This is a genomic window from Tessaracoccus flavescens (genome assembly GCF_001998865.1).
GTDB lineage: Bacteria > Actinomycetota > Actinomycetes > Propionibacteriales > Propionibacteriaceae > Arachnia > Arachnia flavescens.
On sequence record NZ_CP019607.1, the window covers coordinates 2,994,006 to 3,008,615 of the forward strand.

Consider the following 14,610-nt stretch of genomic DNA (forward strand, 5'->3'; position numbering starts at 1 on the left):
AAGGTCCACCCTTAGTTGGCCGCCAGGTGTACAGCCTCGATCTCGGCTACGACCACGGTATTGAGGGAGGCCAGATGAGCGAAGTCCTTGGGGGGTTGTCCGCGGTACAGCGGACGCACCGTCGTGAGCACCTCGAAGAGCTCGTCCTTGCTGAACTCGGCCCTGCGGGTCAGCAGGCGCAGATCGCCCCTCGCGTTGCGCAGATCCTTGAGCCTTCCGCGCCACCCGGGGTTGGACATGCGTGCGGCGTCGTCGTCCATGGCGTCGGCGAGTTGGCCGAGCGCGTCGATCAACGCGTTCAGATGCGGGCGAACCGCCTCGCGGTCGAACTCGACGACAGTCATGACCGTCTCCTCGCGGGAGAACAGTCTTGCGAAGATCCCCATCTATGCCTCCTCGTGGTGTCTGCCCAACGCTACCGCTGCCCCGGGTGAGGCGCTGGAACCGGGCTCGCCAGAATGGTGCGGTCGGCTGGCGAGCGCGGTTGAAACGTTACCGGCTGTTGCTGGCCCCTGGCCCCGTCGCGTCTGCGAGGCCGGCCCGGAGCCCGCGCTCTCGCGTGATCAGACTGTTACCCAAGCCCGATTGACACGTTTCAATTCGGTTGCGTAAGGTCTCTCACATCACGGCTCACCGCTGAGCCTGAGGACCCGACGAGGAGGTTGGGAATGGCCGATGCGCCGAGGTTGAAGCTCACAGGCGTCAGCAAGAGATTCGGTTCCGTCGTCGCGCTGCGCGACGGCAACCTGGAGTTGTATCCCGGATCCATCCACGCCCTGGTGGGAGAGAACGGCGCAGGCAAGTCGACCCTGGTCAAGATCATCGCCGGCCTCTACTCCCGCGACACCGGCGCGTTCGAACTCGAGGGCGAAGAGGTCGCCTTCCGCACGACCGCCGAGTCCAAGGCCGCAGGCATCGCCGTGATCTACCGTTCGTCGTGCTCGGCCAGGCGGTGGTGATCATCACGCGCAGCGTCGATCTGTCGGTCGGCTCGATCCTGGGCCTCACGGCCTATCTGATCGGAACCGTCTTCGTCGCGGCCCCGAACCTGCCCATCCCGCTGATCTTCCTGATCGGCTGCGTCTTCGGCGGCCTGCTCGGCTTCATCAACGGCGCCCTCGTCGCCTTCGGCAAGGTCCCGGCGATGGTGATCACCCTCGGCACGCTCTACGCCTTCCGCGGTATCAACGTGTGGTGGACGGGCTCGAACCGGATCAACGCCTCTGACCTGCCGAGCGGGTTCCTCCGGCTCGGCACCCAGCAGATCCTCGGGATCCCGGTGCTGACGATCATCGCGCTCGTCGCGCTGATCTGCGTCGCCTGGTATCTGCACAACACCCGAGGAGGCCGCGAGTTCTACGCGATCGGCTCCGACCGGAGGCGGCCGAACTCTACGGCCTGAACAAGACCACCCGTCGGCTGATCACACCCACCACCAACAAGGGAAAGTCCAATGAAGCTCACGTCCCTCACCGGCAAACTCATCGCGGCAGCAGCCGCCGTCAGCCTGGGCCTCACCGCCTGTGGTGGAAGCGGCGACGCGGACCCGACCGACGCCCCGACCACCGACGGCGGAGGCGCCGCGGCAAGTGGTGACCTGTCGATCACGTTCCTGCCGAAGAACCTCGGCAATCCGTACTTCGACACCTCGAGCAAGGGCGGAAAGGTGGCCGTCGAGTCGTTCTCCGCCACCTTCGCTGAGGTTGGCCCGTCCGCCGCGACGCCCGACGCCCAGGTCACCTACATCAACACGCTGACCCAGCAGCAGGTCGGCGCCATCGTGGTGTCCGCCAACGACCCCGCAGCGATCTGCGACGCCCTGAACGAGGCGCGCGACGGCGGCGTAAAGGTCGTCACGTTCGACTCGGACACCAACCCCGAGTGTCGTGACCTGTTCATCAACCAGGCCGACGCCGCGGGCATCGCAAAGGTGCAGGTCGAGATGGCTGCCGACCAGATCGGTGACGCAGGGCAGATCGCCATCCTTTCTGCTTCCGCCAACGCCACCAACCAGAACGCCTGGATCGACATGATGAAGCAGGAGCTCTAGGCCGGCGGCCGGACGAACCCGCTGCGGTAGGCCAAAGCCACGGCGGCGGCCCGATCGCGGGACCCGGTCTTCATCAGCACCCGGGCCACGTGGGTCTTCACCGTCGCCTCGCTCAGGAACAGCCGGTCGCAGAGCTCGGCGTTCGACAAGCCCTCGGCCACCAACGTGAGCACTTCCCTTTCGCGAGGCGTCAGCACCGCGGCCACCGCCGCCCCGTCGGGCCCGGGCGGCAGCCGCAGCGCCCGGATCACCCGGCCCACCACCGCCGGGTCGAGCCACGACTCGCCCTCGGCCACCCGCCGGATCGCCGTCGCCAGCACGTCCGCCGAGGCGTGTTTCAGCAGGAACCCACTCGCCCCCGCCCGAAGCGCCGCGTAGACGTCGGCGTCCTCGTTGAAGGTGGTCAGCACCAGCACACGCGTGAGGGCGTCCGGGGTGTGTTCCTGCTCGGCGACGATGCGCCGGGTGGCCTCGGCTCCGTCCGTGCCTGGCATCCGCAGGTCCATGACGATGACGTCGGGACGCAGTCGCTCGACGGCCGCGATCGCCTCGTGCCCGTCGGACGCCTCGCCGACCACCTGAATCGCCGGGTCGACGCTCAACAACATGCGGACGCCGGCGCGCACCATGGGCTGGTCGTCGGCCAGGACGACGGTGACGGTCATCGGGTGCCTCCTGCGGGGTCGAGGGGGAGCCGGGCGCGGGTGCGGAACCCGTCGGCGGTGGGTCCGGCAGCGAGAGTGCCACCGACGGTGCTGACGCGCTCGGCCAGGCCGCTCAGCCCGTGTCCGCCGGGCAGTGCGTGCGGGCGGACGGGGCCGGTGCGGGTGCTCACCTCGATGGTCAGGGCCGGCGCCGACCACGCGACGTCGACCGCGGCGCTTCCGCCGTGCCCGGCGTGCTTCATCGCGTTCGTCAGGCACTCCTGGACGACGCGGAATGCGGTGTGCTCGACGCTGGGATCGAGCGTGCGTCGGGCTCCCGTTTCGACGAAGGTGACGCGGACGCCGGCGTCCTGGGCCAGCGCGACCAACGCGGGTACCTCGGTCCAGCGACGCAGTCCGGGATCGGCGTCGTCGCCCGGTCCCGTGATGAGTCCCAGCAGGCGGTGCAGTTCGCGCATGCCCTGGGAGGCTGCGTCCTCGATGCTGGTCAGGGTGCCGGCGAGGGGGTCGGTGGGTCGTTGCGCGGCGAGCACGGTGCGAGCGCCGGCGGCCTGCAGGGCGATGCCCGACAGGGAGTGCGCGACGGTGTCGTGCAGTTCCCGTGCGATGCGGGTCCGCTCGCGGGCGCGCGCCTGCTCCTCGGATGCCGCGAGCTCGGCTGACAGCCGGTCGACCTGATCGGCGCCCCGGCGCAGCCGCAGCGCCAGGGCGACGACCAACGCGTAGACGACCACCCACACGCCGAAGATGAAAGCGACGGCCCCCGGGTCGCCGCCGGGGCGGCCTGTGACGAACGCGGCGGTGCTGACCGACGAGACCGTGACGGGGACGAGAGCGGCAGCAGCCGCGACGGCGGTGGCGGCGCGGCTCTGGTTACGCGCCACCCGGAACAGCCCCAGCAGCAGGCCGGCGTTGGGATCGTAGGTCGGTACGAGCAGGCACCAGCACCCCACCACCCACACCCCGAGGAAGCCGATGCGGGGGCGTTCCGGAAGGGCGGCCAAGGGGAGGAACCCGACGACCGTCACGGCCACGACCGCCTCCCACGGCAGGGTGTCACCCCAGCGGGTCAGCGGCGCGCCTCCCCACGCCGCCAGTTGCGCCGCGCAGGCGAGGGTGGCCACGACGGTGGGCGTCACCCGACGGGGCCGGCCGGTCGTCGGGGGTGCGGTCGCCAAGCCGGCAGTCACGGCGTCAGCAGTAGGGGAGCCGGGGCAGCAGGAAGCACCACAGAGGCTTGTGGGCCGGTCCCGGCCGGACGACGTCGCCCTCGTCGGCGTCCCAGAAGGGTCCCGGGTCGGGGTCCGGTACGTCCGCGCTGCCCGGGGGCAGCAGGAGCGCCGTGATCAGGGGCGGGTGCACCGAGTGCTGGACGTCGATCACGTCGAACCGGCAGCCGTCCTCGAACCGCACCGTGAGGGGCGCGGTGAGGCGCTCCGTCCCGGTGTGGATGATGGTGTCCGGCAGCTCGAGGCGTCCGGTGGCGACGACCATGTCGTCCTGCTCGATGGTGACCACGGGCCGTTGGGTCATGGCGGGTCCTCTCGTGGGGGTGGTGCAGATACCCCTCACCCTGCCCGGGCCGGGCCCCGGGGGCATCCTCCCCCGAGGGTAGCGCCGTGACCCCTCGTCGGGTAGGGCTGCGTACCGCACCGGGATGATGCCGCAGGGGCCCCCGGCAGGCCGAGCGGATACCGGGGTGCTCCGACGCGGCCGGTGCCCCCGGCGCGACAGGATCGGAGCACGTGTCGCACCGGCACGCCTGACACCCTCAGGAGGACTCATGCCCACCCCCACCCGAAGCCAGGCCGTGGCCCTGTTGGTCGCCGCCCTCGTCGTCCCGACGTTGGGAACCTCGGCCGCCATGGCCACCGAGATCGGCCGCCGGCCCCCACCCATCTTCGGCTGCATCCCCCAGCGGATGATCGACGACTCGTGCCCGCCCGAACCGCCGCCGCCGCCCGATCCGGATCCGACACCGACGCCCGTCCCCCCACCTCCTCCGCCGGCCCCTCCTCCGCCGCCCCCGCCTCCGCCGGCCCCGTTGCCGCCCGACCCGACCCAGGCCGCGCCCGCGGGTGCCACCGCCAAGCTCGAGCGCTGGGCGCTGCTCAGCAAGCAGCCCAAGCCCGACAAGCGGACGCTGAACGGAACGCCTCCGCACCACAACGGCCAGCTCAGCTGGCGCATGGAGAAGGACCTCGGAAGGGCCTACCCGACCCAGGTGCCCGGCAGCGCCCCGCTCTACCGATGCTTCCTCTACGGCTGGAACGAGATGAGCTCCCGGGACCCCGGCTGTGAAGGTGCCGGCGTCAACCTCGGCGTCCTGGGCCACGTCCTGACCGGCCCGACCACCGATTCCGTGCCGCTGTACCGTTGCCGGCTGGCGTCACGCCCGGACGGCTTCGAGGCGGGCGACCACTTCGACAGCCTGCAGGCCGACTGCGAGGGGAACCCGTCCGACGGCATCGTGGGGTGGATTCTTCCCGCCCCGGCCACGACGCCCCCGCCTCCTCCGCCTCCGCCTCCGGCGCCGACGCCGGCGTACAAGTCAGCCGTCCTTGGGCACACGTGCGACGCGTGGCGTGGGCTGCTGCTGCAGATCAAGGCGCCGAACGGGCCGGTGCCCGCTGGAACGACGTGGAAGGTGAGCAAGTCCGACATCCAGCCGATCGCGCTCACGACGATCCCGGACCATCCCGATATCAGCGTCGAGGTGATCGACTACCGCAACCTGAAGGTGATCGCGAAGCGGGACCTGCCACGGAACACCATCGTGAACCTGCACACCTACAACTTCTCGATCCCCAACACCTTCTACGGCCCACGGACGGCCGTATCCATCGAGGGAACCAGCCTCTACGGCGGCTCCCGGCACGTCACCTGGTGGTCCACCGACAGCAGTCCGTGCTGACAGGAGACTGAACCCATCCCCCAACAGCAGCGGTTCCCGTCCAACGCTCTGGACGGGAACCGCTCGCTGATCAGCCCAGCAGTTGGGCGGCGAGCTCTTTCGCGTCGGCGGCCGGGGCGGTGGCCGACATCTCTGACGGGGCGACCATCGCCGTCGGCGGCTTCGGGCTCACGGGCATCCCGTGGTTCCTGATCGACGCGCTGCTGGAGCACGGGGCGTCCGACCTGGAGGTCGTCAGTAACAACCTCGGCGTGGACGGCCAGGGCCTGGGCAAACTGCTCGAGGCGCACCGGATCCGCCGGGCGGTCTCCAGCTACATAGGCGAGAACAAGGAGTTCATGCGCCAGTACCTCGCCGGTGAGCTCGAGGTCGAGCTGACCCCGCAGGGGACCCTCGCCGACCGGCACGGCAACCTGCGCTTCCACGCCGCGGCCCAGAACTTCAACCCGCCCGCCGCGATGTCGGGCCGACTGACCATCGTCGAGGCCGAGAAGGTCGGCGAGCCCGGCGAGCTGGACCCCGCCGACGTGCACGTCGCCGGTGTCTTCGTCGACCGGGTTGTGGCGCTCACGCCCGAGGGGCCGAGTTCAAGATGATCGAGAAGCGGACGACGACCCCTCGCCCTTCGACAGGCTCAGGGGTCCGGAACGGACAGGAGGCCTGACATGGCATGGACGCGTGAGGAGATGGCCGCCCGGGCCGCCCAGGAGCTGTCGGACGGCCACCAGAACAAGCACGGCGAGTCGAAGGTCCTGTCGTCCTGCTCGTTGCCGCTGACCGGCGAGGCGGTGGTGAAGCGCGCCATCACCAACCTCGGCGTCCTCGACCGCGCGGGAACTCACTACGTGCTGCGCGAGCTCGCCCCGGGGTCACGCTCCAGCAGATCCTGGACGCCACCGACGCGTTGGTCGACACCAGCGAGCTCGCGGCGTCCAGGACGCCGGATCAGTAGGCGCCGCTCGACCCGAGGACGGCCTTGGCGGTGCGCGCGAGGATCATGAGGTCCTGCATCACGCTTCAGTTGTCCACGTAGTACAGGTCGAGTCGCACCGTGTCGTCCCACGACAGGTTCGACCGCCCCGACACCTGCCACAGGCCGGTGAGCCCGGGCCGCACCTGGAGGCGGCGCGCCGCGTCGGGGTCGTACTGGGCCACTTCCCGCGGCAGGGCGGGTCGGGGGCCGACCAGGCTCATGTCGCCGCGCAGCACGTTCCAGAACTGCGGGATCTCATCGATCGAGAAGCGCCGGATCAACTGGCCGACCCGCGTGATGCGGGGGTCGCGCGTCATCTTTGAACAGGACGCCTGCGCCCTCGTTGCGTGAGGCAAGCTCCGCGAGCCGCTCCTCGGCGTTCACGCACATCGAGCGGATCTTGAGGCAGGTGAACTCGTTCCCGAACCGCCCGACCCGCACCTGGCGGAAGAAGACCGGGCCGCGGTCCTCGATCTTCACGGCCAGGGCGGTGATCGCCACGATGGGCGCGGCGAGCAGGAGCAGGATCGACGAGCCGACGATGTCGAACAGGCGCTTGACCCAGCGGCCGGCCTGTTGGGCCTGGGGGCGCTCCACGAACACGAGGGGAAGGCCCGCCACGGGCCGCGGGGTGATCCGCTCGGCGCTGATGTCGGTCAGCGCGGGCACGACGATCATCTCGATGCTGTGCTGCTCGAGTTCCCACGCCATCCGGCGGAAGTCCGCGCTGCTGGGGAAGGCGCCCTCGGTGAAGACCACGGCGTAGAGGTCCAGGTCCTGGACGAGGTCGGCGGTGTCGCGCACCCGGCCGAGGACCGGGATGCCCCGGGGTGTCTCCACGATGTCCTCAGGGGTGAGGGCACCGATGACCGAGTACCCGAGCCACCGCTCCCTCCGCAGGACGGCTGCGATGTCGTCGACGTGGCGCGTGGAGCCGGCCAGGATCACCTGGCTCGGCATGATGCCCCGGGCGCGCAACCGGTTCAGCACCTGACGCCGGATGAAACGCCCGACCAGCAACGCCGGGAGGCCGAAGCTGAAGACCAGGACGAAGTAGGTCCGCGACAACTCGATGTCGGCGAGGTAGCAGGTGATGCTCAGCGCGCCGGCTGTCAATGCGGTGGCAGCGCTCACCCGCTGGTACTGGCTGGCCCCTGTCTGGAGGTGTGCCAAGGAGTAGCTCCCGCACGCGGCGAGGAGGATGATCCAGAGCGCGATGACGGCGCTCCACGCCTGTGGCTCGAGGGTGCTCGGATCGAGCGGGGGTACAGCATCGAGCAGGTGGAACGTCAGGAACAGGGCGAGGATCAGGATCAGGTCGATCACTGCGACGAGCAGCTGACGGAGCAGGTGTGTGTGCCAGAGCCGCTGGGCCCCGACGCGCATCCGACCCCGGACGGCGGTGGTGGGCGACAAGGGGAGCATCGATTGGGGTCCTTCGTGCCGAGCAGGGTCGTTGAACCCCACTGCGACGGTTGGTGCGTTCGAGTTGAACTCCGGGGGCTGCGAGTGTGAAGTTCCCGAGGTCTGGGCAGGACTATAACGCTGTTCGCCCACTGTGAAATGGCCCTCCGTCACCCTGACCGGTTCGGCGGAGTGCTCTCGGTCGAGGGCTCACCTGCGTCGAGGAGCCAGGTCGTTGTGAAGTACTTGCCGTGGGCCTGGATCTCCGGATCGGTGTTGTTGGCCTCGGTGAAGGCCTCGGCCCACTCGGCCGGGGCGCGAGTGGCAGTGGGCGCCGTCGTCATGGGGACTGTTCCTCTCTCTGAGTGCTGTGAGCCAGTGGTGAGCTCCTGCATCGCCGACCGGTGTGGTGGGCGTCACCAGAGAAACCCTGGTGGGGAACGTGTGTCCAATGCCTAGGACGGTGCTGAATAACCCGCGCGTCGCGGGGTGCTGATCGGGGTGGGCTTGCGATCCTTGTTTCATGCAGGGTGAGGCTGATCGGCAGCGGGAGCTGTTGGACGTGGAGGCGTTGGCGGGACATCTGTTGGTGCCGGGGAGCGTGTTCGCGTTCCTGGCCGAGCACCGGTTGCGGTTGTTCCCGCCGGAGCTGTTCGCCGACCTGTTTCCCTCGGGGCGGGGTCGGCCCTCGATCCCGCCAGAGGTCATCGCCTCGGTGCTGGTGCTGCAGTCCTTGTACGGGCACTCTGACAGGGAAGCGGTCGAGGCGCTCACGTTCGACCTGCGCTGGAAGGCCGCGTGCGGGTACGCGGTCGACGGGGCCGGGTTCCACCCTTCGACGTTGACGTACTGGCGTAAGCGGCTGGCCGCCAGCGAACGTCCGGACCGGATCTTCGAGGCGGTCCGCGAGGTCGTCATGGCTACCGGTGTCCTGTCGGGCAAGACGCGGCGGGCGTTGGACTCCACGGTGCTCGACGACGCGGTCGCCCGGCAGGACACGGTCACCCAGCTGATCGCCTCGATCCGCCGGGTCGGCCGCGACGTGCCGGGCGCGCACGCACTGGTGGTCCAGGAGTGCACCCGGTTGGCCGAGGTCACCGGCGGTGACTACACGGTCGCTGGCAAGCCGCGGATCGCCTGGGAGGACGAGGCCGCCCGGACCGAGCTGGTGAGCGCACTGGTGGGCGACGCCCTGGCCCTGCTGGCCGCTCTGGACGCCGCCCACCACGACGAGCACGGCGACCCGGACGGCCTGGCGCTGCTGTCCGAGGCGGGTGGGAAACCGGCCGAGGCCCTCGCGCTGCTGGCGTTGGTCGCCGGGCAGGACGTCGAGCCGGCGGAGGGTTCCGACGGCACCGACGGGCGGTGGCGCATCGCCCGCAAGACCGCGCCGGACCGGATGATCTCCACCGTCGACCCCGATGCCCGGCACGCGCACAAGACCCGCGAACGGCGTCAGGACGGGTTCAAGGCCCATGTCGTCGTCGAGCCGGACACCGGGCTGATGACGATGGTGAAGCTGACGAAGACCAACGGGGCCGAGCACTCCGACGCCGCGGTGGGTGCCGACCTGGTCACCACCGACTCCACCCTCACCGCCACCCCTGACGCGCCGGTGCAGGTGCTCGGCGACTCCGCCTACGCCTCCGGTGACATGCTGGCCACGCTCGATGCCCGCAAGTGGGAACCGGTCCTCAAACCCTGGCCGCTGCGGCCGGCTGTCGAGGGCGGGTTCACCCTGGACGACTTCATCCACGACCCGGTCGCCGGGACGTTGACCTGCCCGGCCGGGCTCACCCGGGGCGTCAGTGCCAAGGGCAAGGTGACCTTCGGCGCCGCGTGCGCCGGCTGTCCGCTGCGGCAGCGGTGCACCACCGCCGAACGTGGCCGCAAGGTCACCCTGGGTGAGCACCACCAGCTCCAACGACAGCACCGCGAACGAGCCACCGACCCGGACTTCCAGGCCGTCTACCGACGGCACCGGCCGATGGTCGAACGCTCCATCGCCTGGCTCACGCGCGGAGCACGCCGCGTGCCCTACCGGGGCGTGGCCAAGAACGACGCCTGGCTGCACCACCGCGCCGCCGGTCTCAACCTGCGACGCCTCCTCAACCTCGGGCTCACCGTCCAGGACGGGACCTGGGCCATCGCCTGAGGGTGGGACCGGGGGCCGCTGGGCCCTTGCCACGCCGCCCCGATCGAGCGCAGGATGGCCTCAGGCGGGCGGAACGACCCCGACTGTCGCACCCCAGGGTGCTGACCTCACTGCCGCAAAGACGGCCTTGGCGGCGCTCCGCCCGCCCCCCTCACGCCATACCCGCCTCAGATCACACCTTGTTCAGCGCCCTCCTAGGGCCGGACGCTTGCCGATGTTACGAATCGAGAGGTCGAACAGCCGTCTACTCGCAGCAGAGGGTTCAGCAGTGACGAGGACGTAAGGACGGTTGGCCTCGGCCTGCGCCTTGCGCGCGTCCTTCACAGCATCGCGGCTCGCCCTCCACTGGCCCCAGGCGATTCCCGCTGCCACCCAGGCGGTGAGGAGAAGCAGGGCGGTGAGGACGGTGTAGAGGGCTGTCCAGGCGGTGCCTGACAGGCCCCAGAACGTGTCCATGTCGCTCCTCAGTCCGGAAAGTTCGGTTCGTCACCCCACGTGGCGGAGCCAACGCGGTTCGCTGTGGCGATTCCTGCCCTGTTGCCTGACGTGGTGGCACTGCCCATCGAGGCGCTGTCGGTGCTTCTGTAGACCACCCGATCACCGTCGATGGTTCCCGCATAGCGGCCCCTTGGGTCATAGACCTTGCCGTTCGAGATGGCGCCGAGGTAGGTGCCCGAGCGCGAGTACAGAGAGTCACCGCTGACCTGAAGCGGGCGTCCATTCTTGGTATAAAGGTTCATGCCTCCAGTCTGCACCCCGGCTCGGACAACCTTGCGAGGGCAGCCGTGTCACAAACCCCTCGGGGAGCCGCTCCACCGTCCGCGAAGCCGGGGAACGTCCGGATGTCCCGCTTGGGCTCGGGAAGGCCGTCACGTCGGCGCTGAGCCTCGGCACGGCGGTCTTCTCGGTCCTCGGCCTCGAAGACCTCAGCCAGCGCCTCCAGGTCGGCCTGGAGGGTGTCCTTGGGGTTGTGCTGGGTCATGACGGTCCCTCCTGAGGTGGACTTGGACGACTGGGTGCTACTGAGCGTAGACGCACAGGTGTTCGAGAGCCTGGGCCTCCCCTTCTGGCTTAGTCGCACTCTTCGTGCACCGTCATCCCCTTGGACGCCTCAGTCGTGGGAAGTACCAAGAAGCATCTGCGGCAATAGACCGCCTTGCTGGCAGTGCACTGACAGCCTCGACAATCGCTACACTTCCAGTCTCCACAGGTCGTGCACTGGCCGCTGGAAGCGCTGGCCGCGAACTCGGCACCGCATGCTTCACACACCTCGTGCCAGCCAGTGGAGGCGCTACCGCGCAGAGAGGGGCGCGTTGATGTTGCGACGGCAATGACCAATCCGTCGTGCAGCAGAACGTCCAAACAGACATCCGTGTCCGCCCAACCTTTGGAGTACCGGATGCCTTCGCCGCCCATCAAGCGGTACTTCCCAGACTCACGCGCCCGCTCGATAGCGGAAATGAGGGCGGGTTGAGCCACCCGCCTACCGGGGTTGTAGGGGGTGCCGTTGGAGTCTGCGTACCAGATTTTGCCGTCCTCGGATGCGAGGATCACGAGCCTTTGGCCCGGCTGGTTGAGAGCGCGGATGCAGCAAGTGGTGGCCGATGCCTGGGTGCCTTGGATGAGCGCTTGGATGCCTTCCGGGCTCACTCCTTCACCAAGATGAAGCGCCACCGCATCCTCAGGCACCAAGATGCTTGCGGCGAAGTCATTGACGATCTTCTCTTCAATCAGCCGCGCCTTGTCACCGAGTTCCGGGAGAACCTGGAACTGCCACGCCTCGTCGTTCCAGAAGATGTGATGACCGACCTCATGAAGGGCGGTGAAAAGGTTGCGCTTGTAGTTGCGGGACTCCCGGATGGTGATTCGTGCCGGTTCGACATCGCCGTCGTACACACCGCCTAGTTCGCAACTTCCTCTGGGCGGTGTGCTGGCCCACTCCACAACAACGTCAGGGATCAAGGCCAATGCCTGAATGGCGTCGGCGCTCGCTATTTCAGCAGCATCGGGATACAGACGCGCGAACTCTTCACGGAGGTGGCGACTGGCCAGAGCCACCAGTCCTTGCCCAGTCCACTCCGCGACGCTGCGTCCCACCGGGAGTGTCATATCCCTCCCATGAGTTCTTCGAGTGCGTAGTCCACCCTCGCGCGAGCGGCCTCCATCGGTGCTGTATGGGCAACTTGACGGGCTGCACGGGAACACGCCTGCTCCCACACCATGGTCCGGGCGCGGCGCTCCGGGACGCTACGCTCGGCGGACAACAGTCGCACTCTTGACTTGTATTCGGGCAGGCTGAGGACGACGGCATCTGCACCGTCAACCGGCTCCAGAATGTCTTCGGCAACGGTCCCTGCGGGGAACAACGACAGGATCGTCGCAATCTCCTCCGGCGTAGGGACCTTGACTCCTCGGGCTAGTGCGGAGGCGCGCCCCGGTTTCACGCCGAGCGCTTGCGCCAACTGCGCGATTTCCACCCCGGCATCGGAGAGCGCGTCCTGTGACAGCGCTGCTTCGCCAATCGTGTTGTCGGGCCAAGCCCAGTCCCCCAGTGCCCATGCCTGTGAGCAGACGACCTCAAAAGCGGCTACCGCCTCAGGGGTATCGACAGCGGGGCAGGTGGACACGCTGTCCACCGGCTCGTCCTCGGCGACGGCCCAGCGGATCGTGCGGATCGTCCTGTCATCGAGTACGTGGGCCAACCTGCGATCCAATGCGGCCAAGGTCAAACCGAACTCCGCATCCGGCCACGCAACGAAGTCGCCCATGTCAGGCACCGTGATGAGGAAAGAGGGGGCGGCGGCGGCGCTGGTGGGCTGAGTCACCGGCCATGCCAGCACATGAAGGTCGTGCACCGCGCTAATCATCACCACACCGCGATCCTGCGCGTCAGCGCTGACGACCCAAAGGTCGCCAACGGCTGGCTGCCCCACCTCCCCCTCAGTTTGCAGCGTCAGGGGTGCACCGAGCGCATCTCGTAGCATCACAGATTCGTCCGTCCTAGCATCTTGGACATCTGCCAGAACTCCGCCAACTTGGTCGACTCTGGCTCGGGCAGCCTTCCAAGATACTCGACCCGATCAGGGTCTGCCAACCAGGAGCGGGCCAGAGGCCGTTGGTTGACGTCTGTCCACCAAGCAGCCTTAGTGAGCCCCATCTGCTTGTTCTCCGCAGACTCCAGTTTCCTCGCATGTTTCTCAGGATGTGTCGTCCGCGTGAGCGTGAGCACAGACCTGCGGGTGAGTTCGACAACGCCACAGATTCTCTTGTTGTCCCCATGCACATCGCCGGACACAGATGTGTCCGGGCTGGTGCGATAAACATCGCCTTTAACGGGGTCGGTGTTCGTCTTCGGGGGCATGGTCCTCATTACATCAGTGAGAAGTGACAATCCTGGTTGAGTCCGCGTCTGCGCCTCAATAGTTCTCGCGGATGTAGGCGTAGGCTCGGCCGAACAGGTCGCCCGTGAGGGGCAGACGGTACTTCTTCAGCACCTGCCGCAGTTCCTTGCGAACTGTGCGGTCGCCGCCTTGATCCTGGGTCCAGCCGGAGTAAGAGACCTGCTTGACGATGGTGTCGATGTCGCGCACCACGTCATCCACGATGACCGGGGTGTCTGCGGGCTTGTACTCGTCGTTCTTCGCCCCCAACGTGTTGTGTGCCGCCACGGACGGCAAGGAGTTCCACTACGGCACCGCCCATTATTCGGGCGATCCCGAGGTGGTCGACCCCACCGTCCTGGTGGTCCTTGATCGACTCGATCCCCTAGCGCTCGCGTTCTTCGTAGACGCGGTGAACACCCGCCTGATCATCAACATGCCCACGGAGTTCTTCGAGCGCTGGACGGGATCGGCTGACCCCTACCTGCCCGACCCCGAGGACCCAGCCTGGACCGATCCCGACCACGAGCCGCCTGCGACGCCGGCGGGCCCTGAGGGTCGCGCCGTCACCACTTCGCCAGCCACGCTGGAGTCGATCATCTCGTAGCACCTCGCTCTACGAGCCCCTGCCCGGAAACAGGTCCGGACGGGGGCTTTTCGCTGTCGCGGCGCTGCCGAGCGCCGGTTCGCCACGCTTTACGTGCTCGATGTGGCACCCAAGGGCGTGACTAGGGCCCTCCAATGCAGAACTCCCGGCCCTGGTGACCCGGGACCGGGAGTTCTACTGAACATAATCGGCTTACTACTGAATAGCCGTGGTGTCCGAGAGAGGACTTGAACCTCCATGCCCTATGCGGGCACTAGCACCTCAAGCTAGCGCGTCTACCTATTCCGCCACCCGGACGAGTGGGCTCCCTTGCGGGGGCTGCGACACGCAACTTTAGCAGGCACATGGGTGGGTAGCGCAAATCGGCGGTTCCGGTAGTGGAGCCCGGTGGACCCGCACCTGGATGCGCCCATTTCCTCATCGCTGCGGCAAGGGGCGACATAGGCTGGTGGCAACCCCACC

22 protein-coding genes and 1 tRNA gene are annotated in these 14,610 nt (G+C 68.1%); 8 read left to right on the plus strand and 15 right to left on the minus strand.

Annotated elements, in window-relative coordinates:
- Nucleotides 1–11: 11 nt before the first annotated feature.
- Complete coding sequence (locus BW733_RS14490; RefSeq protein WP_077351576.1) at nucleotides 12–386, minus strand: hypothetical protein; 375 nt, start codon at nucleotides 384–386, stop codon at nucleotides 12–14.
- Between the two features lie 282 nt (nucleotides 387–668).
- On the opposite strand from BW733_RS14490, the gene BW733_RS14495 reads away from it, so the two are divergent.
- The 3 genes from BW733_RS14495 to BW733_RS14505 are packed head-to-tail and all read left to right on the plus strand — an operon-like array spanning nucleotide 669 to nucleotide 2,050.
- Nucleotides 669–959, plus strand: a complete 291-nt coding sequence (locus BW733_RS14495; RefSeq protein ID WP_077351578.1) for an ATP-binding cassette domain-containing protein — start codon at nucleotides 669–671, stop codon at nucleotides 957–959.
- Nucleotides 938–1,402, plus strand: a complete 465-nt coding sequence (locus BW733_RS14500; protein WP_202970220.1) for an ABC transporter permease — start codon at nucleotides 938–940, stop codon at nucleotides 1,400–1,402. The genes BW733_RS14495 and BW733_RS14500 overlap by 22 nt, the downstream gene beginning before the upstream one ends.
- A 51-nt stretch (nucleotides 1,403–1,453) precedes the next feature.
- On the plus strand, nucleotides 1,454–2,050 hold the full coding sequence (locus tag BW733_RS14505) for a substrate-binding domain-containing protein (protein ID WP_077351580.1): 597 nt from the start codon (nucleotides 1,454–1,456) through the stop codon (nucleotides 2,048–2,050).
- Here BW733_RS14505 and BW733_RS14510 read toward each other — a convergent pair.
- The 3 genes from BW733_RS14510 to BW733_RS18435 are packed head-to-tail and all read right to left on the minus strand — an operon-like array spanning nucleotide 2,047 to nucleotide 4,248.
- Nucleotides 2,047–2,715, minus strand: coding sequence for a response regulator (locus tag BW733_RS14510; protein ID WP_077351582.1), 669 nt, complete (start codon nucleotides 2,713–2,715; stop codon nucleotides 2,047–2,049). The genes BW733_RS14505 and BW733_RS14510 overlap by 4 nt on opposite strands.
- Nucleotides 2,712–3,905, minus strand: coding sequence for a sensor histidine kinase (locus BW733_RS14515; RefSeq protein WP_152024733.1), 1,194 nt, complete (start codon nucleotides 3,903–3,905; stop codon nucleotides 2,712–2,714). The genes BW733_RS14510 and BW733_RS14515 overlap by 4 nt, the downstream gene beginning before the upstream one ends.
- 4 nt (nucleotides 3,906–3,909) lie before the next feature.
- Nucleotides 3,910–4,248: a hypothetical protein gene (locus BW733_RS18435; RefSeq protein ID WP_162494734.1), complete on the minus strand. Its 339-nt coding sequence runs from the start codon at nucleotides 4,246–4,248 to the stop codon at nucleotides 3,910–3,912.
- A gap of 250 nt (nucleotides 4,249–4,498) precedes the next feature.
- Here BW733_RS18435 and BW733_RS18655 point away from each other — a divergent pair, with 250 nt between their 5' ends.
- The 3 genes from BW733_RS18655 to BW733_RS19080 all read left to right on the plus strand — a co-directional run bounded on the left by BW733_RS18655 (nucleotide 4,499) and on the right by BW733_RS19080 (nucleotide 6,630).
- Complete coding sequence (locus BW733_RS18655; RefSeq protein WP_179947118.1) at nucleotides 4,499–5,629, plus strand: hypothetical protein; 1,131 nt, start codon at nucleotides 4,499–4,501, stop codon at nucleotides 5,627–5,629.
- A 119-nt stretch (nucleotides 5,630–5,748) separates the two neighbouring features.
- Nucleotides 5,749–6,225: a CoA transferase subunit A gene (locus tag BW733_RS14530; RefSeq protein WP_077351590.1), complete on the plus strand. Its 477-nt coding sequence runs from the start codon at nucleotides 5,749–5,751 to the stop codon at nucleotides 6,223–6,225.
- A 69-nt stretch (nucleotides 6,226–6,294) separates the two neighbouring features.
- Nucleotides 6,295–6,630, plus strand: a complete 336-nt coding sequence (locus tag BW733_RS19080) for a hypothetical protein (RefSeq protein ID WP_077351592.1) — start codon at nucleotides 6,295–6,297, stop codon at nucleotides 6,628–6,630.
- A gap of 16 nt (nucleotides 6,631–6,646) precedes the next feature.
- Here BW733_RS19080 and BW733_RS19580 read toward each other — a convergent pair whose 3' ends face one another.
- The 3 genes from BW733_RS19580 to BW733_RS18355 all read right to left on the minus strand — a co-directional run bounded on the left by BW733_RS19580 (nucleotide 6,647) and on the right by BW733_RS18355 (nucleotide 8,350).
- On the minus strand, nucleotides 6,647–6,919 hold the full coding sequence (locus BW733_RS19580; protein ID WP_237268217.1) for a sugar transferase: 273 nt from the start codon (nucleotides 6,917–6,919) through the stop codon (nucleotides 6,647–6,649).
- Complete coding sequence (locus BW733_RS14540; RefSeq protein WP_237268218.1) at nucleotides 6,858–8,027, minus strand: sugar transferase; 1,170 nt, start codon at nucleotides 8,025–8,027, stop codon at nucleotides 6,858–6,860. The genes BW733_RS19580 and BW733_RS14540 overlap by 62 nt, the downstream gene beginning before the upstream one ends.
- Before the next feature lie 149 nt (nucleotides 8,028–8,176).
- Nucleotides 8,177–8,350, minus strand: coding sequence for a hypothetical protein (locus BW733_RS18355; RefSeq protein WP_161490252.1), 174 nt, complete (start codon nucleotides 8,348–8,350; stop codon nucleotides 8,177–8,179).
- Between the two features lie 179 nt (nucleotides 8,351–8,529).
- On the opposite strand from BW733_RS18355, the gene BW733_RS14545 reads away from it, so the two are divergent.
- The gene (locus BW733_RS14545) at nucleotides 8,530–10,161 is read left to right on the plus strand and encodes an IS1182 family transposase (protein WP_077348636.1); all 1,632 of its coding nucleotides are present in this window, start codon (nucleotides 8,530–8,532) and stop codon (nucleotides 10,159–10,161) included.
- 183 nt (nucleotides 10,162–10,344) lie between these two features.
- Here BW733_RS14545 and BW733_RS14550 read toward each other — a convergent pair whose 3' ends face one another.
- The 7 genes from BW733_RS14550 to BW733_RS17995 form a co-directional block, all read right to left on the minus strand.
- Nucleotides 10,345–10,617: a DUF8453 domain-containing protein gene (locus BW733_RS14550; RefSeq protein ID WP_077351594.1), complete on the minus strand. Its 273-nt coding sequence runs from the start codon at nucleotides 10,615–10,617 to the stop codon at nucleotides 10,345–10,347.
- Nucleotides 10,618–10,625: 8 nt separating this feature from the next.
- Nucleotides 10,626–10,901, minus strand: coding sequence for a 4-fold beta flower protein (locus tag BW733_RS14555; RefSeq protein ID WP_077351596.1), 276 nt, complete (start codon nucleotides 10,899–10,901; stop codon nucleotides 10,626–10,628).
- On the minus strand, nucleotides 10,898–11,143 hold the full coding sequence (locus tag BW733_RS14560; protein ID WP_077351598.1) for a hypothetical protein: 246 nt from the start codon (nucleotides 11,141–11,143) through the stop codon (nucleotides 10,898–10,900). Before BW733_RS14560 ends, BW733_RS14555 begins: the two co-directional genes overlap by 4 nt.
- Nucleotides 11,144–11,232: 89 nt before the next feature.
- On the minus strand, nucleotides 11,233–12,258 hold the full coding sequence (locus BW733_RS14565) for a hypothetical protein (protein ID WP_152024736.1): 1,026 nt from the start codon (nucleotides 12,256–12,258) through the stop codon (nucleotides 11,233–11,235).
- Nucleotides 12,259–12,266: 8 nt separating this feature from the next.
- Entirely contained in the window at nucleotides 12,267–13,145 is an 879-nt protein-coding gene (locus BW733_RS14570) for a hypothetical protein (RefSeq protein ID WP_077351602.1), read from the minus strand.
- Nucleotides 13,145–13,522 carry a hypothetical protein gene (locus BW733_RS14575; RefSeq protein ID WP_152024737.1) on the minus strand — a complete coding sequence of 126 codons (378 nt, stop codon included), beginning with the start codon at nucleotides 13,520–13,522 and terminating at the stop codon, nucleotides 13,145–13,147. The genes BW733_RS14570 and BW733_RS14575 overlap by 1 nt, the downstream gene beginning before the upstream one ends.
- Nucleotides 13,523–13,577: 55 nt before the next feature.
- Nucleotides 13,578–13,763 carry a hypothetical protein gene (locus tag BW733_RS17995; protein ID WP_152024738.1) on the minus strand — a complete coding sequence of 62 codons (186 nt, stop codon included), beginning with the start codon at nucleotides 13,761–13,763 and terminating at the stop codon, nucleotides 13,578–13,580.
- 10 nt (nucleotides 13,764–13,773) lie between these two features.
- Here BW733_RS17995 and BW733_RS14580 point away from each other — a divergent pair, with 10 nt between their 5' ends.
- Complete coding sequence (locus BW733_RS14580) at nucleotides 13,774–14,148, plus strand: hypothetical protein (protein WP_152024739.1); 375 nt, start codon at nucleotides 13,774–13,776, stop codon at nucleotides 14,146–14,148.
- A gap of 209 nt (nucleotides 14,149–14,357) precedes the next feature.
- On the opposite strand, the gene BW733_RS14585 is transcribed toward BW733_RS14580, so the two are convergent.
- Nucleotides 14,358–14,445, minus strand: a tRNA-Leu gene (locus BW733_RS14585).
- Between the last annotated feature and the right edge of the window lie 165 nt (nucleotides 14,446–14,610).